Annotated in this window: 23 protein-coding genes; 14 read left to right on the forward strand and 9 right to left on the reverse strand. The window is 72.8% G+C overall.

Going from position 1 to position 24,771, the window contains the following annotated elements; genetic code table 11:
- Nucleotides 1-55: 55 nt before the first annotated feature.
- Together ACLJOU_RS34505 and ACLJOU_RS34510 are read right to left on the reverse strand one after the other, a co-directional pair.
- Nucleotides 56-268 carry a hypothetical protein gene (locus ACLJOU_RS34505; protein ID WP_410573443.1) on the reverse strand — a complete coding sequence of 71 codons (213 nt, stop codon included), beginning with the start codon at nucleotides 266-268 and terminating at the stop codon, nucleotides 56-58.
- A gap of 79 nt (nucleotides 269-347) precedes the next feature.
- The gene (locus ACLJOU_RS34510; RefSeq protein WP_410573444.1) at nucleotides 348-2,645 is read right to left on the reverse strand and encodes a PHB depolymerase family esterase; all 2,298 of its coding nucleotides are present in this window, start codon (nucleotides 2,643-2,645) and stop codon (nucleotides 348-350) included.
- A gap of 256 nt (nucleotides 2,646-2,901) precedes the next feature.
- Between ACLJOU_RS34510 and ACLJOU_RS34515 the strand changes: the two genes are divergently transcribed.
- The 3 genes from ACLJOU_RS34515 (at nucleotide 2,902) to ACLJOU_RS34525 (ending at nucleotide 5,356) form a co-directional block, all read left to right on the forward strand.
- A complete protein-coding gene (locus ACLJOU_RS34515) occupies nucleotides 2,902-3,723 on the forward strand; it encodes a helix-turn-helix transcriptional regulator (protein ID WP_410573445.1) in 822 nt (273 codons plus the stop codon).
- 68 nt (nucleotides 3,724-3,791) lie between these two features.
- The gene (locus tag ACLJOU_RS34520; protein WP_410573446.1) at nucleotides 3,792-4,640 is read left to right on the forward strand and encodes an oxidoreductase; all 849 of its coding nucleotides are present in this window, start codon (nucleotides 3,792-3,794) and stop codon (nucleotides 4,638-4,640) included.
- Nucleotides 4,637-5,356, forward strand: coding sequence for an SDR family oxidoreductase (locus ACLJOU_RS34525; RefSeq protein ID WP_410573447.1), 720 nt, complete (start codon nucleotides 4,637-4,639; stop codon nucleotides 5,354-5,356). Before ACLJOU_RS34520 ends, ACLJOU_RS34525 begins: the two co-directional genes overlap by 4 nt.
- Nucleotides 5,357-5,543: 187 nt before the next feature.
- Here the strand turns inward: ACLJOU_RS34525 and ACLJOU_RS34530 are convergent, their stop codons facing one another.
- On the reverse strand, nucleotides 5,544-6,413 hold the full coding sequence (locus ACLJOU_RS34530) for an NAD(P)H-hydrate dehydratase (RefSeq protein WP_410573448.1): 870 nt from the start codon (nucleotides 6,411-6,413) through the stop codon (nucleotides 5,544-5,546).
- Nucleotides 6,391-7,110, reverse strand: a complete 720-nt coding sequence (locus ACLJOU_RS34535; protein ID WP_410573449.1) for a histidine phosphatase family protein — start codon at nucleotides 7,108-7,110, stop codon at nucleotides 6,391-6,393. Before ACLJOU_RS34535 ends, ACLJOU_RS34530 begins: the two co-directional genes overlap by 23 nt.
- An 82-nt stretch (nucleotides 7,111-7,192) precedes the next feature.
- Here ACLJOU_RS34535 and ACLJOU_RS34540 point away from each other — a divergent pair, with 82 nt between their 5' ends.
- Nucleotides 7,193-8,416, forward strand: a complete 1,224-nt coding sequence (locus ACLJOU_RS34540; protein WP_410573450.1) for a PP2C family protein-serine/threonine phosphatase — start codon at nucleotides 7,193-7,195, stop codon at nucleotides 8,414-8,416.
- A gap of 19 nt (nucleotides 8,417-8,435) precedes the next feature.
- Here ACLJOU_RS34540 and ACLJOU_RS34545 read toward each other — a convergent pair whose 3' ends face one another.
- The gene (locus ACLJOU_RS34545; protein WP_410573451.1) at nucleotides 8,436-8,819 is read right to left on the reverse strand and encodes an STAS domain-containing protein; all 384 of its coding nucleotides are present in this window, start codon (nucleotides 8,817-8,819) and stop codon (nucleotides 8,436-8,438) included.
- A gap of 168 nt (nucleotides 8,820-8,987) precedes the next feature.
- Here ACLJOU_RS34545 and ACLJOU_RS34550 point away from each other — a divergent pair, with 168 nt between their 5' ends.
- The 6 genes from ACLJOU_RS34550 to ACLJOU_RS34575 all read left to right on the forward strand — a co-directional run bounded on the left by ACLJOU_RS34550 (nucleotide 8,988) and on the right by ACLJOU_RS34575 (nucleotide 16,839).
- Nucleotides 8,988-9,368: an STAS domain-containing protein gene (locus ACLJOU_RS34550; protein ID WP_410573452.1), complete on the forward strand. Its 381-nt coding sequence runs from the start codon at nucleotides 8,988-8,990 to the stop codon at nucleotides 9,366-9,368.
- Nucleotides 9,368-10,957, forward strand: a complete 1,590-nt coding sequence (locus ACLJOU_RS34555) for a PP2C family protein-serine/threonine phosphatase (protein WP_410573453.1) — start codon at nucleotides 9,368-9,370, stop codon at nucleotides 10,955-10,957. Before ACLJOU_RS34550 ends, ACLJOU_RS34555 begins: the two co-directional genes overlap by 1 nt.
- Nucleotides 10,954-11,370, forward strand: a complete 417-nt coding sequence (locus ACLJOU_RS34560; protein ID WP_410573454.1) for an ATP-binding protein — start codon at nucleotides 10,954-10,956, stop codon at nucleotides 11,368-11,370. The genes ACLJOU_RS34555 and ACLJOU_RS34560 overlap by 4 nt, the downstream gene beginning before the upstream one ends.
- 83 nt (nucleotides 11,371-11,453) lie before the next feature.
- Nucleotides 11,454-15,533 (forward strand): SpoIIE family protein phosphatase, encoded by a 4,080-nt coding sequence (locus tag ACLJOU_RS34565; RefSeq protein ID WP_410573455.1) that lies wholly within the window; start codon nucleotides 11,454-11,456, stop codon nucleotides 15,531-15,533.
- Nucleotides 15,530-15,832, forward strand: coding sequence for an STAS domain-containing protein (locus tag ACLJOU_RS34570; protein ID WP_410573456.1), 303 nt, complete (start codon nucleotides 15,530-15,532; stop codon nucleotides 15,830-15,832). The genes ACLJOU_RS34565 and ACLJOU_RS34570 overlap by 4 nt, the downstream gene beginning before the upstream one ends.
- 275 nt (nucleotides 15,833-16,107) lie before the next feature.
- Nucleotides 16,108-16,839, forward strand: a complete 732-nt coding sequence (locus ACLJOU_RS34575; protein ID WP_410573573.1) for an ANTAR domain-containing protein — start codon at nucleotides 16,108-16,110, stop codon at nucleotides 16,837-16,839.
- A 6-nt stretch (nucleotides 16,840-16,845) separates the two neighbouring features.
- On the opposite strand, the gene ACLJOU_RS34580 is transcribed toward ACLJOU_RS34575, so the two are convergent.
- Complete coding sequence (locus tag ACLJOU_RS34580) at nucleotides 16,846-17,256, reverse strand: ATP-binding protein (protein WP_410573457.1); 411 nt, start codon at nucleotides 17,254-17,256, stop codon at nucleotides 16,846-16,848.
- Nucleotides 17,257-17,378: 122 nt separating this feature from the next.
- Here ACLJOU_RS34580 and ACLJOU_RS34585 point away from each other — a divergent pair, with 122 nt between their 5' ends.
- Together ACLJOU_RS34585 and ACLJOU_RS34590 are read left to right on the forward strand one after the other, a co-directional pair.
- Complete coding sequence (locus ACLJOU_RS34585) at nucleotides 17,379-20,654, forward strand: glucodextranase DOMON-like domain-containing protein (protein ID WP_410573458.1); 3,276 nt, start codon at nucleotides 17,379-17,381, stop codon at nucleotides 20,652-20,654.
- A 13-nt stretch (nucleotides 20,655-20,667) separates the two neighbouring features.
- Nucleotides 20,668-21,237 (forward strand): DinB family protein, encoded by a 570-nt coding sequence (locus ACLJOU_RS34590; protein ID WP_410573459.1) that lies wholly within the window; start codon nucleotides 20,668-20,670, stop codon nucleotides 21,235-21,237.
- Nucleotides 21,238-21,253: 16 nt separating this feature from the next.
- On the opposite strand, the gene ACLJOU_RS34595 is transcribed toward ACLJOU_RS34590, so the two are convergent.
- Together ACLJOU_RS34595 and ACLJOU_RS34600 are read right to left on the reverse strand one after the other, a co-directional pair.
- Nucleotides 21,254-21,625 (reverse strand): DUF742 domain-containing protein, encoded by a 372-nt coding sequence (locus tag ACLJOU_RS34595; protein ID WP_410573460.1) that lies wholly within the window; start codon nucleotides 21,623-21,625, stop codon nucleotides 21,254-21,256.
- Between the two features lie 279 nt (nucleotides 21,626-21,904).
- A complete protein-coding gene (locus ACLJOU_RS34600; RefSeq protein ID WP_410573461.1) occupies nucleotides 21,905-23,266 on the reverse strand; it encodes an NAD-dependent succinate-semialdehyde dehydrogenase in 1,362 nt (453 codons plus the stop codon).
- Between the two features lie 104 nt (nucleotides 23,267-23,370).
- Between ACLJOU_RS34600 and ACLJOU_RS34605 the strand changes: the two genes are divergently transcribed.
- On the forward strand, nucleotides 23,371-23,796 hold the full coding sequence (locus ACLJOU_RS34605; RefSeq protein WP_410573462.1) for a hypothetical protein: 426 nt from the start codon (nucleotides 23,371-23,373) through the stop codon (nucleotides 23,794-23,796).
- A gap of 122 nt (nucleotides 23,797-23,918) precedes the next feature.
- Nucleotides 23,919-24,380, forward strand: coding sequence for a hypothetical protein (locus ACLJOU_RS34610; RefSeq protein ID WP_410573463.1), 462 nt, complete (start codon nucleotides 23,919-23,921; stop codon nucleotides 24,378-24,380).
- Here ACLJOU_RS34610 and ACLJOU_RS34615 read toward each other — a convergent pair.
- Entirely contained in the window at nucleotides 24,335-24,760 is a 426-nt protein-coding gene (locus tag ACLJOU_RS34615; protein WP_410573464.1) for a L,D-transpeptidase, read from the reverse strand. The genes ACLJOU_RS34610 and ACLJOU_RS34615 overlap by 46 nt on opposite strands.
- Nucleotides 24,761-24,771: the final 11 nt, after the last annotated feature.

The following is a 24,771-nucleotide window of genomic DNA, read 5'->3' on the forward strand; positions in this document are numbered from 1 at the left end:
GCGGCTGCTCACCCGCAAGGCCGTTAAACCTCGATCCCCCACCCCCAGCGTCCCCTCAAGCCACCTCGGCCAACCGCACCAACCTGTTCCGCGGGTACGAAACCAGCTCCCGCTCCCCATCCGTCGTGAAGATCTCGACGGAGTCCTCGACCAGCTCGGCCGAATCCACCTGCAGCTGCCACGCGGGCAGCCCCGGCGCCGGCTCGTGCCAGAACCACTGGCCCTTGGTGAGCTGGTGCGCCGGGACTGTCGCGTCGTCCGTTTTCATGCGCTGAGGCTATCCGTCACCACCGACAGTTTTCCCGCGGTTTTCGTCGCCCGGGCACTGTGACGGCGGCCACTGTGGACTAGCCCGTCGCGCACGTCACCGTCGGGTCCGTCAGGTTGCCGCCGTGCTGGACCGTGAAGCCGATGACGTTGCCGCTGCCGTTGGGCCTGGCCGTCAGCACGTAACCCGTGCTGTCCCACGTTCCCGTGTAGTTCCAGCTGCCGATCACCTTCTGCGGCGCGTGGAACGTCACCGTCAGCACCCAGTTGTTCGAGCCCGTCACCGTCACCTGGCCGTTGAACCCCACGTTCCACTCCGCCGTCTTGGCGTAGACGGCCGTGCAGCCGCCCGGCGCCGGAGACGTGGTCGTCGTGGTCGGAGTGGTCGTCGTGGTCGGAGTGGTCGGCGTGGTGGTCGGCGTGCTGGTGTCCGGGGGCGCGCCGCCGTTCAGCGCGTCGAGGACCGCCGTGTACGCCGCCTTCTTCTGGCCGTTCCCGTCGAACAGCAACGGCGTGGCCGACGACCGCCACGAGTCCGTGTCTCGGATGCCCCACACCGTCATGCCGGTGCAGCGCGTGACCGCGAGGCACGCTTGCGTGACCGTGCGGTAGTTGTCCGCCTGCGTGGTCCCCGAGCCCTCGATGTCCAGCTCGGTGATCTGGACGTCGACGCCCAGGTCCGTGAAGTTCTGCAACGTCGTCCGGTAGTTCGACGGCACCGGGCTGTTGGCGTTGAAGTGCGACTGGAAACCGACGCAGTCGATCGGCACGCCGCGGGACTTGAAGTCCTGCACCATCCGGTACACCGCCTGGGTCTTCGCCTGGTTCCAGTCGTCGGTGTTGTAGTCGTTGTAACACAGCTTCGCGTCCGGGTCGGCCGAGCGCGCGGCGCGGAACGCCGCCTCGATCCAGTCGTCGCCCGTGCGCTGCAGGTTCGAATCGCGGCGAGCGCCGGAACCGCCGTCGGCGAACGCCTCGTTCACCACGTCCCACGCGTAGATCTTGCCGCGGTAGTGGGACGCGACCTGGGTGACGTGGTTCAGCATCGCCTGCCGCAGCGCCGAGCCCTCCATGCCCTGCATCCAGCCCGGCTGCTGGGAGTACCAGGCGAGCGTGTGCCCGCGCATGCGGGCGCCCTGGCTCGCCGCCTGGTTCACGATCCGGTCCGCGTTGGCGTAGGAGAACTGGCCCTGCGCGGGCTCGGTCGCGTCCATCTTCATCTCGTTCTCCGGGGTGATCATGGAGAACTCCCGGCTCAGGATGCCGGTGTAGACGCTGTCCGACAGCTTGCTCGCCGAGACCGCCGTGCCGAAGTAACGCCCGGTGCGGGCCGCCGCGCTGCCCAGCGTGCTCCCCGCCGGCGGCGGCGAAGACGTCGTGGTCGTCGGCGTGCTCGGGCTGATCGGGGTGGTGGTCGTCGGGGTGGTGGTCGGGGTGGTGCTCGTCGAGCTGCTGTTCAGGCCCAGGAACGCGATCGCGTACTGCACCATCCCGTTCTGCGGCAGCGAATGCCCGGCACCCTGGACGCTGATGCCCTCGACCGGCGGCTGGGTGCCGGTGCCGCCGTAGCGGGTGCGGGTCCACCCGGACTGCGGGCTGTCACTCGACGACGGCGTCTGGCTGACCCCCTGCAGGTTCGTCCACTGCTTGATCTCCTCCCCGAAGTTGGGGTAGCGCAACGTGTCGTCGGCCGTGCCGTGCCACAGCTGCATCCGCGGGAACGGGCCGGTGCGGCCGCCGCTCATCTGGCGGGCCTGGTCGCCCCACTGCTGCGCGGTCTTGATGAGCTGACCGCCCGAGCACTGGCTGTTCCAGCTGGAGCCGTCGGTGGTGGCGAAGCAGCCGGCGGGCACGCCCATGAACGCCGAGCCGGCGGCGAACACGTCCGGGTACTCCGCCGCGAGCACGTTCGTCATCATCGCGCCCGAAGAGAACCCGGTGACGTACACACGGGAGGAGTCGACGTTGTAGCGCTGCTTGGCCCAGTTGACCATCGAGAGGATGCCCACCGGGTCGCTGCCGCCGCCGCGGGTGAGGGCCTGCGGCGAGGACACGTCGAAGCACTGCCCGCTGCGGGTGGCTTCCGGGAACACGATGACGTACCCGTACTGGTCCGCCGCGGTCACGTAGTCGCGGGCGGGACCGTTGAAGGCCGCCGACGCCGAGCCCGTGCAGTAGTGGATCGCCACCAGCAGCGCCGGGCGGGCGGCGACGCGGTCGGGCACGTACGTGTACATGTTGAGGTTGCTGGGATTGCTGCCGAAGTCGGTGACGCGGGTCAACGTGGCCGCGGACGCCGGCTGCGCCGCCACGACCAGCACGATCGCCGCGGCGATCGCCAGCACGGCGGCGGAAAGGGCGGTGAGGAGTCTTCGCACTCGAGGAAATCCTTTCCGGGGACGGGAGCGCAGCTGCGACGATCGTTCGTCTCCCGGACCGGCCGGTCAACGATTATCGAAACCTTTCGGGAACTTTCGAACGAGTCACCGCTCGGCCGGCCCGGCGCGGCGCTGACCGGATCCCGGGGTGACCGAGCTGCTGCGGCACCCGCCGAGGACGAGGAGCCGATCCGGCTGGTCCGGGTGGGTGTGGCACGGCCACCCTCGTGGCGGGATTTCGAGTTAGCCTCGGATCATGGTCACGGAGAACGCACTCGGGGAGTTCCTCCGGGCCCGCCGCGAACAGGTGGGGCCGGCGGAGCTGGGCCTGCCCGCGGGCGGGTCGCGCCGGGTGGCCGGCCTGCGCCGCGAGGAGGTGGCGCTGCTGGCCGGCGTCAGCACCGACTACTACGTCCGGCTCGAGCAGGGCCGGGAGCGGAACCCGTCGGCGCAGGTCGTCGAGGCGCTCGCCCGCGGGCTGGCCCTGGACGACGACGCCGTCGCCCACCTCCACCGGCTCGCCCAGCCGGCGCCGGCGCGCCGACGGCGGGCCCGGCGGCCGGAACGGGTCAGCCCGAACCTGGTCCGCCTGATGGCCGGCTGGCCGGGGACGCCCGCGGTCGTCCTGGGCCGCTGCCTCGACGTGCTCGCGCACAACGCGCTGGGCGAGGCGCTGTTCGCCGGGCACACCCACAGCGGTGACCTGGTCCGGCTGGTCTTCCTCGACCCGGACGCCCGCGAGTTCTACCCGGACTGGGAGCGCGTGGCGGTCAACACGGTCGGCGGCCTGCGGGCGGCCGCCGGGCTCGACCCCGACGACCCGCAGCTCATCGACACCGTCGGCGAGCTGTCGGTCAAGAGCGCCGACTTCCGCCGGCTGTGGGCCCGCCACGACATCCGGCAGAAGACCCACGAGACGAAGCGGTTCCGCCACCGGCTGGTCGGCGAGCTGGAACTGAGCTACGAGGCACTGACCGTCAACAGCGCCCCGGGCCAGCAGCTGATCGTGTACCAAGCCGAGCCGGGCAGCCCGTCGGAAGCGGCGCTGGCCCTGCTGGGCAGTCTCGCCGCGTCCTGAACCGTTTCCCAATCATCCACAATTTACTTTCCATAATGGACCTTCCACAATGGACGGAGTAGTTCGTCGTGCCCGAAAACGCTGTCTGGTTCATCACCGGCTGCTCCACCGGCCTCGGCCGCGCCCTGGCCGAAGCCGTGCTCGGCCGCGGGCTGCGCGCGGTGGTCACCGCCCGCGATCCGGCGCGGGTCGCCGACCTCGCCGAGGCACACGGCGACCGCGCGCTGGCCCTGCCGCTCGACGTCACCGACCACGCCCAGGTCGTCGACGCCGTGGAGCGGGCCGAAGCGACGTTCGGCCGGATCGACGTCCTCGTCGGCAACGCCGGCTACGGCTACCTCGCCGCGGTCGAAGAAGGCGAGGACGAAGAGATCCGGAACCTGTTCGACACCAACGTGTTCGGCCTCGCCGACGTCACCCGCGCGGTCCTGCCGGGCATGCGTGCGCGCCGCAGCGGTCACATCGTCACGGTGTCGTCGCTCGGCGGCCTGGCGGCCTTCGGCGCCACCGGCTACTACCACGCGACGAAGTTCGCCGTGGAAGGGCTTTCCGAGTCGCTGGCCGCCGAAGTGGCGCCGCTGGGCATCAAGGTGACCATCGTGGAGCCCGCCGCGTTCCGCACCAACTGGTCCGGGCCCTCGATGCGGCAGTCGGCGGTCCACATCGACGACTACGCCGAAACCGCGGGCGCCCGCCGCGAGGCGACGTTCGCCACCTACGGCCGCCAGCCGGGCGACCCGGCCCGCGCGGCCGAAGCGATCCTCACCGCCGTCGGCAGCGACGAACCGCCGCTGCGGCTGCTGCTCGGGCGGGCCGCCTACGACATCGCCACCGCCCGGCTCGACACCCTCCGCGCCACGTTCGACACCTGGCGCGAGACCACCCTCGCCGCCGACTTCCCGGAAGGAACCCTGTGAAGACCGTGCTCATCACCGGCGCCAGCAGCGGCATCGGCCGCGCGACCGCGTTGCGCCTCGCCCGCGAAGGCCACCACGTCGTGCTCGGGGCCCGGCGCGAAGACCGGCTGACCGCGCTGGCGAAGGAGATCCACGACGCCGGGGGCACCGCCGACGTGCACCGCCTCGACGTCACCGACCGCGCGGACGTCGCCGCGTTCGCCGACGCCGCCGTCGAGGCGCACGGGCGGCTCGACGCCTTCGTCGCCAACGCGGGCGTGATGCCGTTGTCGCGGTTGGACTCCCTGCACGTCGACGAGTGGGACCGGATGATCGACGTCAACGTCCGCGGCCTGCTGCACGGGATCGCGGCCGTCCTGCCGCACTTCCGCAGGCAGGGCGGCGGCCACTTCGTGACGATCGCCTCGACCGGGGCACACGAGGTGGTGCCGACGGCCGCGGTCTACTGCGGCACCAAGTACGCGGCCCGGGCGATCACGGAGGGCCTGCGCCTGGAAGCCGACCCCGGCATCCGCGTGACGACGATCTCCCCCGGCGTCACCGAGTCCGAGCTGGCCGACACCATCACCGAGCCGGGAGCGCAGGAGGCGATGCGCACCTACCGCGCGGTGACCCTCCCGGCCGACGCCATCGCCGCGGCGGTCGCCTACGCGATCGGCCAGCCGGACGGCGTCGACGTCAACGAGGTCATCGTGCGGCCCACCGCCCAGCGCTGATCCCGTGTCGACCCTTCCATCACGCGTGTCGACCCCTCCATCACGCGTGTCGACCCCTCCATCACGCGTGTCGCCCCTTCCATCACGGCGCCCGGAGCGCCCGGCGGCCGGCCCGCGTGATCGCAGGGTCGACACGCGTGATCAGGAGGTCGACACGCGTGATTGCGGGGTCGACACGGGGTGCGGCTCAGCGTTCCAGCTCGGCGATGACCCGCGGGATCTGGGCCACCAGCTCTCGCGCCAGCAGGCCGGTACTGCCGGTGTCCGGGATCAGGCGCTGGCCGGCCACCGCGTGGACGTGCGTCGCCCAGCAGGCGGCCTGGTCGACCGCCGCGCCGCGGGCGAGGAAGCCGCCCGTCAGCCCGGCCAGGACGTCGCCGCTGCCGGAGGTCGCCAGTCCCACGTGGCCGCTGCCGTCGCGCCAGACCCCGCCGTCCGGCGAAGCGACCACGCCCATCAGCAGCACCACCCCGCCGTAGCGCTCGGCGATGCGGACCGCCGTCTCCAGGTCGTCGACGTCCTTCTCCTCGCAGCCGTCGAGGTAGGCGGCTTCGACGCGGTTAGGCGTCAGGAGGAGCCGGCCCGCCAACGGCGAGGCGAGCGAGGGATCGCGGCTCAGCGCGCCGAGCGCGAACGCGTCCAGCACCACCCGCGCGTCCGGAGCGATGGCGGGGACCAAGCGCCGCAACAGGTCCTCGGTTTCCGTGACGCCGGTCAGGCCGGGGCCGACCACGACGGTGCCGGCCCCGGGCAGCACGTCCGTCAGCCGGTCGACGGCGGCGGCGGCGATCGCGCCGGTGCCGGTTTCCGGGAGCCCGGACACCGACGATTCGGGGACCGAGACGCCGATCGCCGTCGCGTGCCGTTCGGCGACCGCCAGCTGCAAGGTGCCCGCGCCGGCGCGCAGGGCGGCGGTTCCGGACAGCGCCGGTGCCCCCGGCACGGTCCGGGCGCCGCCGATGACGAGCACGGTGCCGCGGTCGTCCGCGCCGATCCGCCAGTCCCGCAGCAGGGCCGGGCTGATCGGCGCCGGGTCAGGTGAGCTGCTGCGCGGCATCGTCGTCCGCCGTGGGCGGGGTGTCGGTGGCGTGCAGGTGGCCGACCTCCTGGGCCAGCACCATGGTGAACCCGCCGTCGGAGTCGCGTTCCCACGCCGTGACCGAGCCGTTCGGGACCTCGGTGGCGTCGGCGGCCCGCAGCAGGTCGGGCTCGGGCAGCCCCTCGAGGAGGTAGCGCAGGGCGAAGACGGTCATCTCGTGGGCGGCCAGCAGAACGCGCTTTCCGGCGTGCTCCGCGCTCAGCTCGTTCAGCAGGGATCGCAGGCGCAGCACGACGTCCGCCCACGACTCCCCGCCCGGGGGCCGGTAGTAGAACTTGCCCAGCCGCTGCTTGCGCCGCAGTTCGTCGGGCCACCGTTCGCGGACCCCGTGCGACGTGAGCAGGTCGAGCACGCCGAGTTCGCGGTCGCGCAGCCGTTCGTCCGGGATGATCGGCACCCCGTCCGGCGCGGCCAGCCGCGCGGTGTCCCAGGTGCGGCGGTACGTCGAAGTGATGATGACGTCCGGCGGGTGCTCCGCCAGGAACTCCCCCGCCGCCGATGCCTGCTCCCGGCCCAGGTCCGTCAGCGGCACGTCGGCGTCGCGTTCGGCGATGTCGATCACGTCCGCGCCCGCGGCCTCCGCCTCTTCCCTGGCCATGTTCCCGGTGCTCTGGCCGTGCCGCAGCACACCCACCCAGTCCAAGTCGACGTTCACGCCGGCCTGGATACCCCGGGCGACCCGCCGCCGAAACCCGGGATGGTTAGGCCGGCAAACCAGTTGCGGCTAGGGTCGTTCCATGTCGCGAAGTCTCGACGCCCAGAACCGGCTGCAGCAGCTGGAGGCGATCCTCGGTGCTCCGGCCGCGCACCTCGGCCTGGCCGAGCTGCTGGCGGAGACTCTCCAGCGCCTGCGCGAGGTGATGGAGGTCGACACCGCGACCGTCCTGCGTTACCAGCACAGCGGCCGCCAGCTGGTGGCCTTCGCGGCGGCGGGCATCGAGGAAGAGGTCCACCAGGGCGTGCGCGTGCCGGTGGGCAGCGGATTCGCCGGCCGGGTCGCGCTCGAGCGGGCCCCCGTCATCCTCGACCACGTCGACGAAACCAACGTCGTCAACTCCCTGCTGTGGGAACGCGGTCTGCACTCCATGCTCGGCGTCCCGATGCTCGCCGGGAGCGAGCTCGTCGGCGTGCTGCACATCGGTTCCGAGGAGCTCCGGCAGTTCGGCGAGCCCGAAGTGGCCACCATGCAGCTGGTCGCCGACCGGCTCGCGATGGCGATCCAGCTGGAAGCCCAGGAGGAGAACCGCACCGCCACCATGGCGCTGCAGCGCAGCCTGCTGCCCAGCAGCCTGCCCGAGGTGTCCGGCCTGGACTTCGGTGCCCGGTACGTGCCCGGTGCGGAAACCGGGCTCGGCGGGGACTGGTACGACCTGTTCTCCCTGCCGGGTGACCGGCTCGGCGTCGTGATGGGCGACGTGTCCGGCCACGGCCTCGACGCGGCCGTGATCATGGGGCGGCTGCGCAGCGCCCTGCGGGCCTACGCCCTCGACTCCGAAAGCCCCGCCGAGGTGCTCGCCAAGCTCGACCGCAAGGCCAACCACTTCGAGCACGGGGCGATGGCCACGGTGGCCTACGGGATCATCGGCCCGGACCGCGAGGCGCTGACGCTCTCGCTCGCCGGCCACCTGCCCCCGGTGTTCGCCGGGCCGGGCGAGGCCGGCCGGCTGGTCGACTCGCCGCCGGATCCCCCGATCGGGCTCACCATCGGCGTGCCCGAGCGCCGGACGACCGTGATCGAGCTGCCGGAAGACGCCGTGCTGGTCTTCTACACCGACGGCTTGGTGGAGCGGCGGGACCGGCCCGTCGACGTCGGGATGCAGCAACTGGCGGACACCCTGCGCGCCGGAGATCCCGAACGGGTCTGCGCGCAGGTCATGGCCGCGATGATCGGCAACCGGCCGGCCCAGGACGACGTCGCCGTGCTGGCCATCCGGCGCCATGGCGTCCCGGCCGGTGCGTGACGCGGCCGGGACGATCGGGTCAGGACGCGGCCAGGGCCGCTTCGCGGGTCGGGAACAGCGAAAGGCTCTCCTCGAGCCCGGTCAGCTGGATCGGGCGCAGGGTGGCCCGGCCGGACGCGACGATCCGGACCGCGGTGCCGGTGCCGGCGTTGCGGTGGATGGTCAGCAACGCGGTCAGGCCCGGCGAAGCGAGGAACTCGACGCGGGTGAGGTCGACGACCAGCACCGGCGGCTGCTGCGCCAGCGCTTCGTCGGCGGCTTGCACGAGCGCCGGCGCGGTGGTCGTGTCGACGTCCCCCGTGACCTCGACGACGACCGCGTCCTCCTGCTCCGTCCGGGCGATCCGGAACTCCCCGAACGGCACAGCGGTGGCCGAGCTCTCGAAGTGGGCGTGCTCGGTCATGTGTTTTCTCCTCGCCTTCAGCAGGCACCGCCGGGCGACCGATGGGCATGCGTGATCTCGAAGGCTGTCTGCTCAACCGCTCTCAATCATGCCTGCCCGGGCGGCCCGCCGCCGCGTCAGCACCCCCCTGGCTTCACGCCGGGCCCCCGAGCAGGCAGGATGGGCGCCATGGGCGAACGGGACGTGACCGGGGACTCACTCGACGACGCCGCCGGCTCCGCGGGATCGGTGGCGTTGGAGACCCGGGACGGCGTGGCGGTGCTGCGCGTCGACGGCGCACTCGACCTCGCACTCGCCCCGAAACTGCGCCAACTGGCGGACCGGGCGGCCCGCCTGGAACCGTCGATGCTCGTCATCGACCTCACCGACGTGACCTTCCTGGCCTCGGCGGGCATGGCCGAGCTCGTCCGGGCGCACCGCGGGCCCACCGCGTCGGTCCCGCTGCGGGTGGTGGCCACCGGCCGGATCACCCTCCGCCCGCTGCAGCTCACCCGGCTGGACGACGAGCTCGCCATCTACCCGTCGCTGTCCGACGCCCTGGTGCCGTGATGACGCCACCGCCGGAATCCGACCCGGAATTCAACACCGTCCTCGACGCCGTGCGCGGCGCCTTCGTCGACGGCGCCCCGGCGGCCACCGAGGTCCGCGCCCTCGGGCCGGCCGAGCTGCGCGCGGTGCTCGGCGACCGCGTCGCGGCCGCGGTGACCGACCGCGGGGTGCTGGCGGACCTGGTGCCGGGTCAGGAGATCACCCGCGCGATCGCCGTCGCGGCCGACGACGGCGAGCGCGGCGCGCTGGTCTACACCACCGGGCAGGTCGGCGAGGCCCCCGCGGCCGTCGCCGCCGCCATCGAGGCCGCCACCGCCGGCCTGGCGGCCACCGTCCGCCGGCTGCGGGGCGAAGCCGCGGTCCTGGACGCGCTGCACTCCACGGGCCGCGAACTGACCGCGCAGCTCGACATCGACCGGATCGTGCAGGACGCGACCGATGCCGCCACGAAGGCGACCGGCGCCGCCTTCGGCGCGTTCTTCTACAACCTGATCGACGAGTTCGGCGAGTCGTACACGCTGTACACGATCTCGGGCGTGCCCCGGGAGGCGTTCGCCCGGTTCCCGATGCCGCGCAACACCGAGGTGTTCGGGCCGACGTTCGACGGCCTCGGGACCGTCCGCAGCCCCGACATCACGCAGGACCCGCGGTTCGGCAAGAACGCACCGCACCACGGCATGCCGGAGGGGCACCTGCCCGTCTGCAGCTACCTCGCCGTCTCCGTGATCAGCCCGACGTCCGGTGAGGTGCTGGGCGGGTTCTTCTTCGGCCACCCGGAACCGGACCGGTTCACCGCGCGGCACGAGTACCTGGCCGAGGGCATCGCCGCCTACTCGGCCATCGCGCTGGACAACGCCCGGCTCTACGAGCGCGAGCGCACCCTCGCCACGGAGCTGTCCCGGAGCATGCTGCCGGTCGCTCCGCCCACCCCGGGCCTCGACGTGCTCACCCGGTACCTGCCCGCGGCCACCGGCAGCAAGGTCGGCGGCGACTGGTTCGACGTGCTCCGGCTGCCGTCCGGCGACACCGCGTTCGTCATCGGCGACGTCGTCGGCCACGGCGTCACGGCGGCGACGGTGATGGGCCAGGTCCGGACGGCGATCCGCAGCTACGCCCGGCTGGAGCTGCCGCCGTCGGAGGTCCTGCGCAATGTCTCCGAGCTGACCACCGGCCTGTTCGGCGAAAGCTTCGTGACCTGCTTCTACGCGGTCCACCGGCCCGCCGACGGGACGCTCGCGTACGCGAACGCCGGCCACCTGCCCGCCATCCTGGTCCGCCCGGGCGAGCCGCCCGAGCAGATCGGCGAGGCGCTGGCGCAGCCACTGGGCGTCGGCTCGGTGTTCCCGCAGCGCACCGCGGGCTTCCCGGTGGGCGCGGACCTGGTGCTCTACACCGACGGGCTGGTCGAAAGCCGCACCCGGGATCTCACCCTGGGCATCGAATGGCTGCTGGCGGGTATCCCCGCCCTGCTGACCGCGGCCGACCTCGAAACGGCGTGGGACAAGCTCGTCGACGAACTGACGCGTGGCCGGCACGACGACGACATCGCCGTGATCCACGTGCGCCACCGCGGAGAGGACAGCCCATGACGGACCCCCTCCCGCCGGACGCACCCGCTCCCCCGGCCTCCTTCCACCGGCGCACGGCCGCGAACGCCGAACGGCTGCCCGCCCTGCGGGAGGCCCTGGCCCGGTGGCTGGCCACGCTCCGCCTGAGCGCCGAACGCCGGGAGGACATCGTCCTCGCCGGCTACGAGGCGATGGCCAACTCGGCCGAGCACGCCTACCCGGACGGCCAGGCCGGCCCGGTCGACGTCCGGGCCGAAGCACTGCCCGGCCGGGTGACCGTGACGGTCACCGACTACGGCACCTGGCGCCCGCCTGCCTCGTCGAACGGGCTGCGCGGACGCGGCCTGCTGCTCATCGACACCCTCGCCGACCACTGCGCCCAGGTGCACCGCGACGACGGCACCACCGTCACCATGACCTGGCTGATCGCCTGACGCGCCCCGGAGCGGGCCGGGCACCCGGCGGGTCGGTGACCGGTCGAGTAGGCTCGGCCCGGGCCGCATGAACCTGGAGTGTGATGAGCGTCGGGGAAGAGGCCGGCCACCGGGCCGTGTTTCCGGGGACCAGCCGGATGGCCGCCCGGATGCGGGATTTCGACTGGGCGTCGTCCCCGCTGGGCGAGCCCCGTGGCTGGCCGTCCAGCCTGACGACGGCGGTCCGGATCTGCCTCACCTCCCGCTTCCCGATGATCGTCTGGTGGGGTCCCCAGCTGCGGTTCCTCTACAACGACGCCTACCTGCCCCTGCTGGGCACCAAGCACCCGGCGCTGGATAAGCCGGGCTCGGAGGTCTGGGCCGAGATCTGGCACATCATCGGGCCGATGCTCGACAGCGTGATGACCACCGGCGAGGCGACCTGGTCGGAGGACATGCTGCTGCCGATGAACCGGCACGGCTACTGGGAAGAGACGTACTGGACGTACTCCTACAGCCCGGTGCACGACGACGAGGGCGCCGTGCGGGCGGTGTTCACCGCGGTGTCGGACACGACCGAGCGGGTGATCGGCGCCCGGCGCCTGGCGACGCTGCGCGAGCTGAGCGCCCAGGCCGGCCTCGCGCGCAGCGTGGGCGAGGCCTGCGAGCTGGTGGCCGGGGTGCTCGGCCGGGCCGGCGCCGACGTCCCGTACGCCGCGATCCACATCCGCGACGACGACGGCGGCCTCGCGCTCGCGGCCGTCACCCCGGGCGGCGAAGGCGCGGGCGACGCGGGGGCCTGGCCGCTGAAGGACGTGCTCGCCGACGGTGTTCCGCGGACGGTCTCGGGTGGCGCGTTCGGCAAGCTGCCCGCGGGCGGCTGGTCCACCCCGCCGACCGAGGCGATGGTGCTGCCGCTGCCCGGTGACGCCGGGGACGCCGCCACCGGCGTGATCGTGCTGGCCGCGAGCGCCGGTCGCGCGCTCGACGAGTCCTACCGGACCTTCCTCGGGCTGGTCGCCCAGCAGACGACGGCGCTGGTCAACGGCGCGATCGCCTACCAGGTCCAGCAGCAGCGCGCCGAGGAGCTCGCCGCGCTCGACGCGGCGAAGACGACCTTCTTCGCCAACATCAGCCACGAATTCCGGACCCCGCTCACCCTGATCCAGGGCCCCGCCGCCGAGCTGCGGGAGGCGCTGGACGGCGCCGGCGAGCGGGTGCGGGAAGAGGTCGACGTCATCCAGCGCAACGCGTTGCGGCTGGGCCGGCTGGTGAACAACCTGCTCGACTTCTCCCGGATCGAAGCCGGCCGGATGCAGGCGCGCTTCGAACCGGTCGACCTCGGGACCTTCACCGCGGAGCTGGCCAGCGTCTTCCGCGCCGCCGTCGAACGGGCCGGCCTGGTGTTCGAAGTCGACTGCCCGGCGTCGGCGGAGCCGGTGCACGTCGACCGCGGGATGTGGGAGAAGGTCGTCTTCAACCTGCTGTCCAACGCGGTCAAGTTCACCTTCGACGGCGCGATCCGGGTGACGAGCACCGTGGCCGACGGCCACGCCGTGGTCGCGGTGTCCGACACCGGGATCGGGATCGACGCCGCCGAGCTGCCGCGCCTGTTCGAGCGGTTCCACCGGATCCCGACGGCGCGGGCGCGGTCGAACGAGGGCAGCGGGATCGGCCTGGCGCTGGTGCGCGAACTCGTCGGCATGCACGGCGGCACGGTCACCGTGGACAGCGCGCCGGGCGCCGGGACGACGTTCCGGGTCCGGGTCCCGCTGGGCACCCGGCACCTGCCCGCCGAGCACGTCGTCGACGAGCCGACGACGGGCGGGCCGGCCGCGGAGTCGGCGGAGGCGTACGTCCAGGAAGCCCTGCGCTGGCTGCCGGGCGACGACCAGGCCGCCGCGGCCGTGCCCGCCCCGGCCGCGGGGGCCCGCGTGCTGGTCGCCGACGACAACGCCGACATGCGCGACTACCTCGTCCGGCTGCTGCGCGACGACTACGCGGTGACCGCGGTGCGCGACGGCGTCGAGGCGTTCGCCGCCGCCTGCGCCGAACCACCCGAGCTGATCATCAGCGACGTCATGATGCCGCGGCTCGACGGCCTCGGGTTGCTCACCGAGCTGCGCGGCGACCCGCGCACCGCCGCCGTGCCGGTGCTGCTGCTGTCGGCGCGCGCCGGTCAGGAAGCCGCCGTCGACGGGCTCGCCGCGGGGGCCGACGACTACCTCGTGAAGCCGTTCTCGGCGCAGGAGCTGCTCGCGCGCGTGCGCACCACCGTCCAGCTGGCGAGGCTGCGGACGCAGCACGCGCGGTGGCGGGCGGCGATGATCGACTCGCTGCAGGAGGGCTTCTTCGTCTGCGACGCCGAGGGCTGCGTGGTGGAGATCAACACGGCGTTCACCGAGCTGCTGGGCTACGGCACCGGCGGCCTGCCCTACGCCCCGCCGTTCCCGTGGTGGCCGGACGCCGCCGCGGAACCCGCCGCCCACCGCCAGGTCGCCGACGCCTTCGGCGGCGCGTGGGACCAGCCGGGCGGCAGCTTCGTGCTGCCGATGCGGCACCGCGACGGGCACCGGCTGTGGGTCGCGGTCGCCTACAACCAGCTGCAGGACGACGAAGGCCGCCGCCGGCTCGTCGGCACGATCCGCGACGTCACGGCCGAGCGCTACGCCGTCCAGCGGGAAAGCGCGCTGGCGTCGATGAACCAGCGCCTCGCCGGGATCAGCGGCGCACCCGAGGTCCTGCGCACCGCGCTGGAGCTGCTGCGCGAGCTGTGGGACGCCCAGCGCGTGCTCGCGGTGACCTGGCCGCGCGACGGCGAACCGGAGCTGGCCTCCACCGATCCCGCCGACCGGCACTGGACGGACCTCGCGGAGCCGCTGCGCGCGACCCTCGACCACGTCCGCTCGCTCCCCGCGTTGCACGCGACCCCGGCCGAAAGCGGCGCGGGGACCACCGTCGACCACCCCGGCGGCCGGCTGACGCTGTGGGTCGACCCCGCACCGGGCCGGCCGCTCGGCACCGAAGACCGCACGCTGCTGGCCCTGCTCGCCGGGACGCTCGCGCACGCGCTGCGCCGGGCCCACCGCGACGACCGGCAGCGTGAGGTGGCCCTCGCGCTGCAGCGCTCCATCCTCGGCCCGGCCGACCTCCCCGACGGCTTCGCGGTGCGCTACGAGCCGGCGAACCCGCCCCTGGAGGTCGGCGGCGACTGGTACGACGTCGTCCCGCTGGCCGGCGACCGGATCGGCATCGTCGTCGGCGACTGCGTCGGCCGGGGACTCGCCGCGGCCGCGGTGATGGGGCAGCTGCGCAGCGCCTGCCGCGCGCTGCTGCTGGAAGCGAGCAGCCCGCGGGACACGCTGACCGCGCTCGACCGCTTCGCCTGGCGGCTGCCGGGCGCCTTGTGCACCACCGTCTTCTGCGGCGTCCTCGACCCGGCCACCGGCACGCTCACCTACAGCAGCGCGGGGCACCTGCCCGCCACCCTGGTGCACCGCGACGGGACGGCACAGCTCCTCGACGAAGGCAGCAGCGTGCCGCTGGCCGTCCGCGTCGCGGAGCCGCGCCCGGAGGCCACGGCGGTCGTGCCGATCGGCTCCCTGCTGGTGCTCTACACCGACGGGCTGGTGGAGCGCCGCCGCGAGTCGCTGGACGACGGCATCGACCGGGCCACCACGGTCACCCACGACACGCGGGACGCGGAGCTCGCCGACGTGGCGACCGCGCTGATGGACCGGCTCCGCCCGGCCGACGGCTACGAGGACGACGTCGCGCTGCTGCTCTACCGCCGGTCGGTGCCGCCGCTGGACTTCGAGTTCGCGGCGCACCCGGACCACCTCGCCTCGACCCGGCACTGGCTGCGCGCCTGGCTGGCGAACGCGGCCATCGAGCCGGACCTCGCCCAGGACGTGCTCGTCGCGGCGGGCGAGGCCTGCGCCAACTCCGTCGAGCACGCCTACGGCAGCGACGCCGGGGCCACCGCGCACCTGGCGGCCCGGCTCACCGGCGCGCACCTGGTCGTCACCGTGACCGACCGGGGCCGCTGGCGGCAGCCGCCGCCGGACAACCACGTGCTGCGCGGGCGGGGCGTGCCGATGATGGAAGCGCTGGCCGACACGGTCACCTTCCGGCACGACCCCGCCGGGACCACCGTCACGCTGGAATGGAGGATCGGTTCGTGACGACGGCACTCACGCTGGTCAGCGACCCGGGGGACGACGGCGACCGGGTCCTGTCCGTAACCGGCGAGATCGACATGAGCAACGCCGCGGAGTTCGGCGCGGCACTGGACCGCGAGCTGGCGGCGGGCGCCGCCGTCACCGTGGACCTCACCGGGGTCACCTACCTCGACAGCGCCGGAGTCGCGGTGCTGTTCGACCGGGCCGGTGACCACGACGTCCGGTTGCTCGCACCGCGGCTGCTCGACCGGGTACTGCGCGTGTCCGGGCTCACCCGGGTCGCGAAGGTCATGATCCGCTGAACGGTTGACTTCCGCTCGACGGGGTAAGCGGGCGGCAGCGACGGCCGCGGGAGGGTTGTGCTGCCGTCCGTCGCCAGGTGGCCCCGGCGCCCAACCCTCGACGTTCAGCAGCGAGCGCCGGGCCGGAGCCACCGCTTTCCTCCGGTCCCGTGTTGCGTGCCCTGTTGCGTCCCAAGTTGCGAACGACGTGGCGCACGCGAGTAAGGTTCTGCCGTTCCGTTGAAGCAGCAGCGGTTCGGCACGAGCCGCAGCCGCCCGGGACGGAGATGACGCCAGTGACCGGTGAGCCGATCCTGCCCGAGCACCTCGACGAGCTGACCGCCGCGATGGCGGACCTGACGGGTGCCCTGGAAACCGAACCGGCGGAAGCGGAGGTCCTGGAGGCGGTCTGCGCCGAAGCCGTCCACGCCATCCCCGGCGCCGACATGGCGAGCATCACGGCGATCCGGGACGGTGAGCCGACGACCGCGGCCTTCACCGACGAACGCGCCGTCGAAATCGACCGGGCCCAGTACGCGGCGGGCGCGGGCCCGTGCCTGCAGGCCGCGGAGACCGGCGAGATCGTCCGGGTGCCGCTCGCCACGGCCGGGGCGGCGTGGCCGGAGTTCACCACGCGCGCCCGGGAACTCGGGGTCGGCAGCTACCTCGCCGCGCCCCTGCGGGTCGACGACCGCCTGTCCGGGGCGCTCAACCTCTTCGGCTACGGCGACCACGGCTTCGCGGAGACCGACTCGCGGCTGTTGCGGCTCTACACCACGGTCGTCTCGTTCGGGCTGCGCACCACGCGGCGCTACCACCGGGCCCGGCAGCGCGCCGTCGACCTCGAGGCGGCGATGCGGTCGCGGGCGGTGATCGAGCAGGCCAAGGGCATCCTGATGGCCGTGCACCGGATCAGCGCCGACGACGCCATGAAGCTGCTGGTCACCGAGTCCCAGCGGACCAACGTGAAGCTCCGGGACATCGCCACCCGGTTCGTCGAAGACCTGTCTTCGACGCAGTCGCCCTGAAACCGCTCAGGCGGTGCGGCGGGCCGGGAACGGCCAGGTGAGCGTGATGACGGTGCCGCCGCCGGTCGAGCGCACGTCCAGGCCGTCGACGAGGGCCTGGATCAGCCGCAGCCCGCGGCCGTCGTCCGCGCGCTCGGCCAGCGTCGCCCACCGGCCCTGGTCGGCGACGGTCACGGTCAGCACGTCCTGGTCGATCCGGGCGCGGACGTCGATCAGCCCCGGGTGCCCGTGGTAGGCGTGGTCCAGGACGTTCGCCATCGCTTCCCAGCAGGCGAGGACGACGTCGTCCGCCTGCCGCCCGACTTCGTCGCCGGCCCGCCGCCGCAACCAGGACACCAGGTGCCGGCGCAGGCTCGGCAGCGTCCGTGGCGAAATCGTGCCGCGGTACCGCCATCCGTCCGATCCCAGCTCTTCCACGTTCACCTCCTCGGGGGACATCCGGTTTGCTACCCACCGGTCCGGATTCTCAATCACCGGTAAAGCCGCGGTGGCGCCGTTCGGCCCTGGTGCGCCCCGGGCGGTCGTGATCGGATGGGCCGATGATTCGGTCGACGTCGTCCGTGGTGCTGTGCGCGGTGCTGGCCGCGACCCTCCTGCCCGCCCCGGTGGCCACCGCGGCACCGGCGCCCGGACCGGGGGCCCTCTCGCACTTCGGCCTGGCCCGCAAGGACTGCCTGGGCACCGCCCGGAACACGGCGAGCAAGGCGTGGTTCACCGTGGCGGGCGGCGTGCTGTCCGACGTCTACGCCCCGGTGATCGACAACACGAACGTCGAAACCCTGCAGTTCGCCGTCACCGACGGCGCCACCTTCACCGACCTGCAGGCGCGGGACATGACCTACACCGTCCGCACGGGCGCGGGCGGGATGGCGTGCGAGGTGACGTCGACTCCGCGCAGCGGGCGGTACCGGCTGGTCACCGACTACCTGGCCGACCCCGCGCGCACCGGCGTGCTCATCCGGACCCGGCTGGACCCGCTGCGGGACTCCGGGCGGGACCTCAAGGTCTACGTGCGGTTCGACGCGAGCATCAACGGCAACGGCGGGGGCGGCCCGGCCAACGGGGGCGGCGACACGGCCACCGTGGACGCGGCGACGTCCGCACTGGTCAGCGCGGACACCAACACGGTGTCCAGCGCGCCGGCCCGCGACTACGGCACCCCGCTGGCCGCCGCGCTGCGCGCCGACCACCGCTTCCTGGCCACGAGCAGCGGCTTCGCCGGCACCGCGGGCGACGGGCTGGCCCAGCTGGACCGCGACCACCGGCTCACCGACACGACGCCGTCGGCGGTGAACGGCAACGTCGTGCAGACCGCGCAGCTGGACCTCCAGCCGCGGCGCCCGGCCGTGCTGGCGCTCGGCTTCGGCACGGACGCGCGGGCCGCCGTCGCCACGGCCGGGGCGAGCCTGCGGACCCCGTTCGACCAGAGCTACCGGCAGTACGCGCGGGAATGGCGCGACTACGACAACGGGCTGATTCCGGTGCGCAGCAAGGATTCCGAAAACACCACTGCGTACTACCAGTCCGTCAACGTGCTGAAGGCCAGTGAGGACAAGACGTTCCCGGGCGCGGTCGTGGCTTCGCTCGGCAGCCCGTGGGGCCAGGCGGTGCCGGCGGGCGACGCACCCGGCGGGAAGCCGGTCTACTTCGGCTCCTACCGCGAGATCTTCGCCCGCGACCTCTACGAAAGCTTCTCCGGCCTGCTGTCCGCCGGTGACCGCGAGACAGCGCGGGCGAGCGTGCGCTGGCTGTTCTCCCGCCAGCAGCAGCCGGACGGGCGGTTCCCGCGCAACTCGCTGCTCAACGGCAAGAAGGCGCCCGACTCCGGCGGTGACCAGCTCGACGAGAGCGCGTACCCGATCCTGATGGCGTTGCAGGCCGGGCTCGACCGCGACCGCACGCTCTACACCGAGCACATCCGCGCGGCCGCGGACTTCGTCGTCGCCCACGGACCGGCGTTCGGCTCGGAGCGGTGGGAGGAGCAGGGCGGCTACTCCCCTTCGACGATCGCCGCGGAGATCGCCGGGCTCGTCGCGGCGGGCGTCATCGCCGACCGCAACGGCGATCCGGCGCGTGCGAACGTCTACCGCGCCACCGCCGACCACTTCCAGCGCAGCATCAAGGGCTGGACGGTGACGCAGAACGGGCCCTACGGCGGCCGGTACTTCCTGCGGCTGACCAAGAACGGCGACCCGAACTCGGAGTGGAACTACAACCTGGGCAACGGCTCGATCGACGCCGACCAGCGCGCCGTCGTCGACGCCGGGTTCCTCGAGCTGACGCGCCTGGGCGTGCTGCCCGCGAACGACCCCGACGTCACCGCGTCGCTGGCCGTCGTGGACCGCGTGATCGAACGGAACACCCCGGCCGGGCCGGGCTGGTACCGCTACGGCACTTCGGCGGCGGGCAGCGAGGACGGCTACGGCGACTGCTACGAGCCCGACCCGACGAACTGCGGCCCGACCGGGGCACCCTGGCCGTCGACGAACACCGGGTCCGGGCACCTCTGGCCGGTGCTCGCCGGCGAACGCGGCGAGCAGGCCGTGCAGACCGGCGACCGGGCCGGCGCGGCGGCGCTGCTGCGCGCGATGCGGGCGCAGACCGGCGGCACCGGCCTGATCCCCGAGCAGGTCTGGGAAGACCCGGCGCTGCCCGCGTCGCCGTACGGGTCGGACCCGCGGACGGCGTCGATCGGCTTCACACCGGGGCAGTCCGCCGGCTCGGTGGCGCCGCTGAGCTGGGCGCAGTCGCAGTCGGTGCGGCTGGCCAGGGCGCTGGACGACGGGCGGCTGCCCGAGCAGCCCGCCGACGTCCGCTCGCGGTACGTCTCGCACGCACCGCCCGCGGCACTGCCGGTGACCCTGACCGCGCCCGCGTCGGTGTCCACCGCGACCGCGCAGGTCACCGGCACCGCCCCGGCCGGCAGCCGGGTCGACATCGCCGTGTCCGCCACCGACGCGGGCACGACTTCGGTGCTGTCGACCCGGGCTTCGGCGGCGGGGACGTTCAGCGCTGCCGTTCCGACGCCGCTGGGCGCGAACGTCGTGACGGCGACCGCGACGGGCGCGGGCACCGGGTACGCGCAGAAGACGATCAGCTCGGACTTCGTCACCGGGTCGGTCCTGCTGGACACGACCGACCCGGACGGCGACGACAACGGTCCGGGCACGTACACCTACCCGACGGCGGGCGATTTCCACGCCGGCGCGTTCGACCTGCAGCGGTTCCAGGTCATCGATGCGGGCGCCAACCTGGTTTTCCGGGCGCAGGTCCGGGACCTGACCCCGACGTTCGGCTCACCGCTGGGCGCCCAGCTGCTGACCGTCTACGGACACGACCCCGCGGCGACGGCGACGTCCACCGCGGCGCCGTTCCCGAGCCGGGCGTACACGATCGCACCGCAGGACGCCTGGAGCCGGCGCATCGAGGTCCAGGGCTTCGCCGAGCCCACGCTCGTCGACGCTTCGGGCGCTTCGCTGGCGACGCCGTCGGTGCAGGCTTCGCAGGCCACGCGGTACATCACGATCAGCGTGGCGAAGGCGGCCTTCGGGACGCCGGGCCCGGGCTGGACGTTCGCCGTGGTGCTCACCGGGCAGGACGGCAACTCGCCGGACCAGGCCCGGCCGTTCACGCCGACGGCGGGCCAGTACACGTTCGGCCTGTGCCCGGCGGGCGGGACGACGCCGATCTGCGCGGCGGACCCGGCGGCCGCCCCCAAGGCGTTCGACGTCCTGACGCCGTCCGGAGTGGACCAGAAGCTCGAGCTGGACCCGACCCGGGGGCCGGTTTCCGTGCGCGGGGTGCCCGTGGTCTGACAGGCTGGCCGGCGTGATCGACGAATTCGCGAAGAACTACCTGCACGGCGACCTGCGCGAAATCCGCGAAGAGCTGGTCGGGAAGCTGGCCGGGCTGAACGAGTACGACATCCGCCGTCCCCTGACCGCGACCGGCACCAACCTGCTCGGGCTGGTCAAGCACCTGACCCTGACCGAGGCGCGGTACTTCGGCGAGATCTTCGGCCGTCCGTTCCCCGGACCGCTGCCCCGGTGGGACGACCGCGCGGCACGTGGCGCGGACATGTGGGCGACCGAAACGGAGACGCGCGCGGAGATCGTCGATCGCTACCGGCGGGCCTGGGCCCACTCCGACGCGACGATCGCCGCGCTCCCCGTCGACGCGCCGGGCCACGTACCGTGGTGGCCGCGCCCGGACGTGCTGCTGTTCAACGTGCTGGTGCACGTGCTCACCGAGACCAGCCGCCACGCCGGGCACGCCGACATCCTGCGCGAGCAGCTCGACGGCTCGCTGGCGACCGACAGCCACCACGACGCGGAGTTCTGGGCCGCCCGGCACGCCGAAGTCGAGCGGGCCGCGCGGGCGGCCGGCGCTCCGCAGTAGGCCCCGGCCGGGGTGGTCAGAGCCGGCTGAGGCCGTGGAGGATGCGCTTCATCAGGTCCATGCTCGGCCGGTTGCCGTTGCTGCGTTTCGCGGTGTGCACGGCGACGAGCCCGCGGTCGGCGAGGTCGGAGAGCAGCACCCGCGCCACACCGAGCGGCAGCCGCCGCCGCGCGGCCACCTCGGCCACGGACTGCGAAGTGCGGCACAGCACGCAGATCTCCGACTCTTCCGCCGTGCTCCCGCGCGTCATCGCCCGCCCGCGTGCGGTGGTCGAGACCAGCGTCTCGACGGGGAGGTCACGCGTCGGACGCGTCCGGCCGTGGGTGCGGAAGTACGGTCGGACGAGCCCAGCGGCCCCTCCGTCGTCGAGCGCGGTCCCCCAGTGCACAGCCAGCTCCTCACGGCGATTAATCCTTCTCGGCGATTATTCGACACCGTGATCGACTCCACCGCAATCGTCCGAACAGGCTAACGGACGGTAAACTGCTGGTCAGTGGAACACCGTTGACCGACACCACCCCGAGGGAGGAAGGTCATCAAGCCGGATTATCAGACTTCTGACAAGCCGGCCGTCTCCGCGCCTTCCTCATCGCCCGCGCCGCCGAGGCCGAGGCCGGCAGCACCCGGTGGTCTGGTCGATGGGTTCGGGCGGTGACCCCGCCCCGGCTCAGAGGCGGATGGGCTTCTTGTTCATGAACTCCTCGATGCCCAGTGGCCCCAGCTCGCGGCCGATGCCGGATCGCTTGATGCCGCCGAACGGCAGGTCCGCCTCCGAACCTCCCGATTTGTTCAGGTAGACCATTCCCGCCTCGAGTTCGCGGGCCACGCGGGCTGCTCGGGTGCGGTCCGTGGCGAACACGCTTGCTCCCAGGCCGAAGGGGGTGTCGTTGGCCAGTGCCACCGCCTCTTCCTCCGTCTCCGCGCGGAACAGCAGGGCCACCGGGCCGAAGATCTCTTCGTGGTACGCCGCCATTTCGCGCGTCACGTCCGTCAGGACCGTTGCCTCCACGTACGCTCCCGGGCCCGGGATGCGGTGGCCGCCCGCGCGCACTGTCGCCCCTTGGCTGGTCGCCGTTTCGATCTGGGCCGCCACTTCGTCCGCCGCCGCCGTCGAGGCCAGTGGGGGCAGGGTGGTCGACGGGTTCGCCGGGTCGCCCGGGACGTAGTACTCCGTCACGCGCTTGGCGAACCGGTCGGTGAACTCCTCGTACAGCTTGCCCAGCACGATGATGCGCTTGGGCGCGTTGCACGACTGGCCGCAGTTGCGCATCCGGGCCGTCGCCGTGGTCTTGACCGTTTGGTCCAGGTCGTCGGTGTCCAGCACGATCAGGGGGTCGGAACCGCCGAGTTCCAGGACGCACTTCTTGAGATTCCGCCCGGCTTCGGCCGCTACCGAAATGCCGGCCTGTTCGCTGCCGGTGAGCGACACCCCGGCCAGGCGCGGGTCCGCGAGCATCCACGGGACCTGACGGCTCGACGCGAACACGTTGACGTACGCGTCCGCCGGGACCCCGGCGTCCCGCAGCACGGACTCGATCGCCACCGCCGAACGCGGGCAGATCGACGCGTGCTTGAGCAGGATCGTGTTGCCCAGCACCAGGTTCGGCGCGACGAACCGGGCCACCTGGTAGCACGGGAAGTTCCACGGCATCACGCCCAAGAGCGCGCCGATCGGCTCCTTCGTCAGCACCGCCGCACCGCCGCGGATGGCCAGCGGCTCGTCCGCCAGCAGGTCCGGGCCGCGCTCGCCGTAGTACCGGAAGATGTCGGCGACGACGCCGACCTCACCGCGGCCCTCGTTGATCCGCTTGCCCATCTCCAGGGTCATGATCGCGGCGAGCTCGTCGGCCCGTTCGGCGAACAGCTCCGCGGCCCGCAGCGCGACGGCGGCCCGTTCGGCCACCGGTCGCGCACGCCAGTCCGGGTAACCCCGGTGCACCCGGTCGATGGCGGCGCGGACCTCCTCGTCGGCCGCGTTCGGGATTTCGTCGACCAGCTCGCCCGTCGCCGGGTTGGTGACTGTATACAAAGCGGCCTCCTCTGCAGACTACAGAATACTGTATACACTATGTGAGCAGTGATCGGCACCCGCGCGGCGGTACCCGTTCCTGCTTGATCGACTATCGTTCCCCCATGACGCTGGAACTCACCGGCGGACCCGATTTCGCCGCGCAGGCCCCGAAAAACGCTCGCTGGACCCGGCAGTACCCGGGCGCCGCGGTGACGTTCGGCTGCCCCTTCCGGCCCCCCGAACGCACCCCGCGCGTGTGGAGCGGCCACGGTCTCGGGCTGCCGGAGGCCGAGCTGGCGGGGTTCGCGGAGCAGCTGCGGCGCGTCATGAAGCACAAGGCCTACTGGCTGGCCCGGGACGGCCACCGGGGTGACGCGACGGTGTGGTCCCCCGGCCGTTACGACGACGAAGACGGCTTCGTGTACTTCGCGGGCCCGTGCACCCACGGCGGCCCGTGGCCCGGCTACCGGCCGGCGCCGGCGTTCACGATCCCGCTCGCCTGCGTGCGAGGCTTGCGGATCCGGGTCGCGGCGTACTTGGCCCGGTAAGCGCGGCGAGAACGGCGCGCAGCCGGTATACGGTCTACTCCAGGGCGGGCGCGAGCCGCCCTTCCCGCGCTGGTCAACGACTCGAACATGCGCTGCGCGACCGTAGGTTGTATACCGTCGCCATGCGCGCCACCCTCACCGGCCGAGCAGCACGCGCGGGCACCATCGCCGCCGTCGTCAGCGGTATACCGTCGACCGTCCACGCCCTTCTCACGGGCCGGGACGTCCTCGCCGCCACCCGCGCCGCCGGGACCCTGCTACCCAGAAGACACGACCAGCCCGGCGTCGCCGCCGGGCTGGTCGCTCACTTCGTCGTCTCCACCGCATGGACCTGCGTGCTCGCCACGATCGCCCGCCACCACCGAATCGGAGCCGGCGGTGGCGCGCTCGCCGGGCTGGCCATCGCGGCCTTCGACCTCGGGATCGTGGCCCGCGCGTACCCCGCCGTGCGGGCGTTGCCGCGCGGGCCCCAGATCCTGGACCACCTGGTGTTCGGCGCCGTCGCCGGCGCGCTGCTCGACCGTCCACACGGGACGGATCAGGACACGACCTCGACGACGTCACCCGGGTTCAGCGAGTTGTAGAACTTCACCGCGTCCGCGTGCGAAAGGTGCACGCACCCGTGGGACTTCGCCTTCAGGCTGCCCTGGTGGAACGCGACCCCGGTGGTGGTGAAGAACACCGAGTACGGCATCGGCCCGTTGTACTGCTTGCTGTAGTGGTCGATGTCCTTGTACTGCACGTGGAACTTCCCCAGCGGGGTCGGGTACTTCGGCAGCCCCACCGTGATCGGGACGCCGCCGTAGGTCACGTTCCCGGCGCCGTCGGTCAGCCACGCGGTATTCGAGCTGCGCTGGACGCAGGCCTTCGCTTCGGCACTGCACGGCGTCGACGCCGCCTCGGCCGTTCCCGCGAACGCCACGGTCCCCGCCATCGCGGCGACCCCGCCCAGAAGTGCGATCATCCTCCGGTACA

Origin of the sequence: Amycolatopsis sp. cmx-4-61, from assembly GCF_046548775.1 — a bacterium.
Lineage (GTDB): Bacteria > Actinomycetota > Actinomycetes > Mycobacteriales > Pseudonocardiaceae > Amycolatopsis.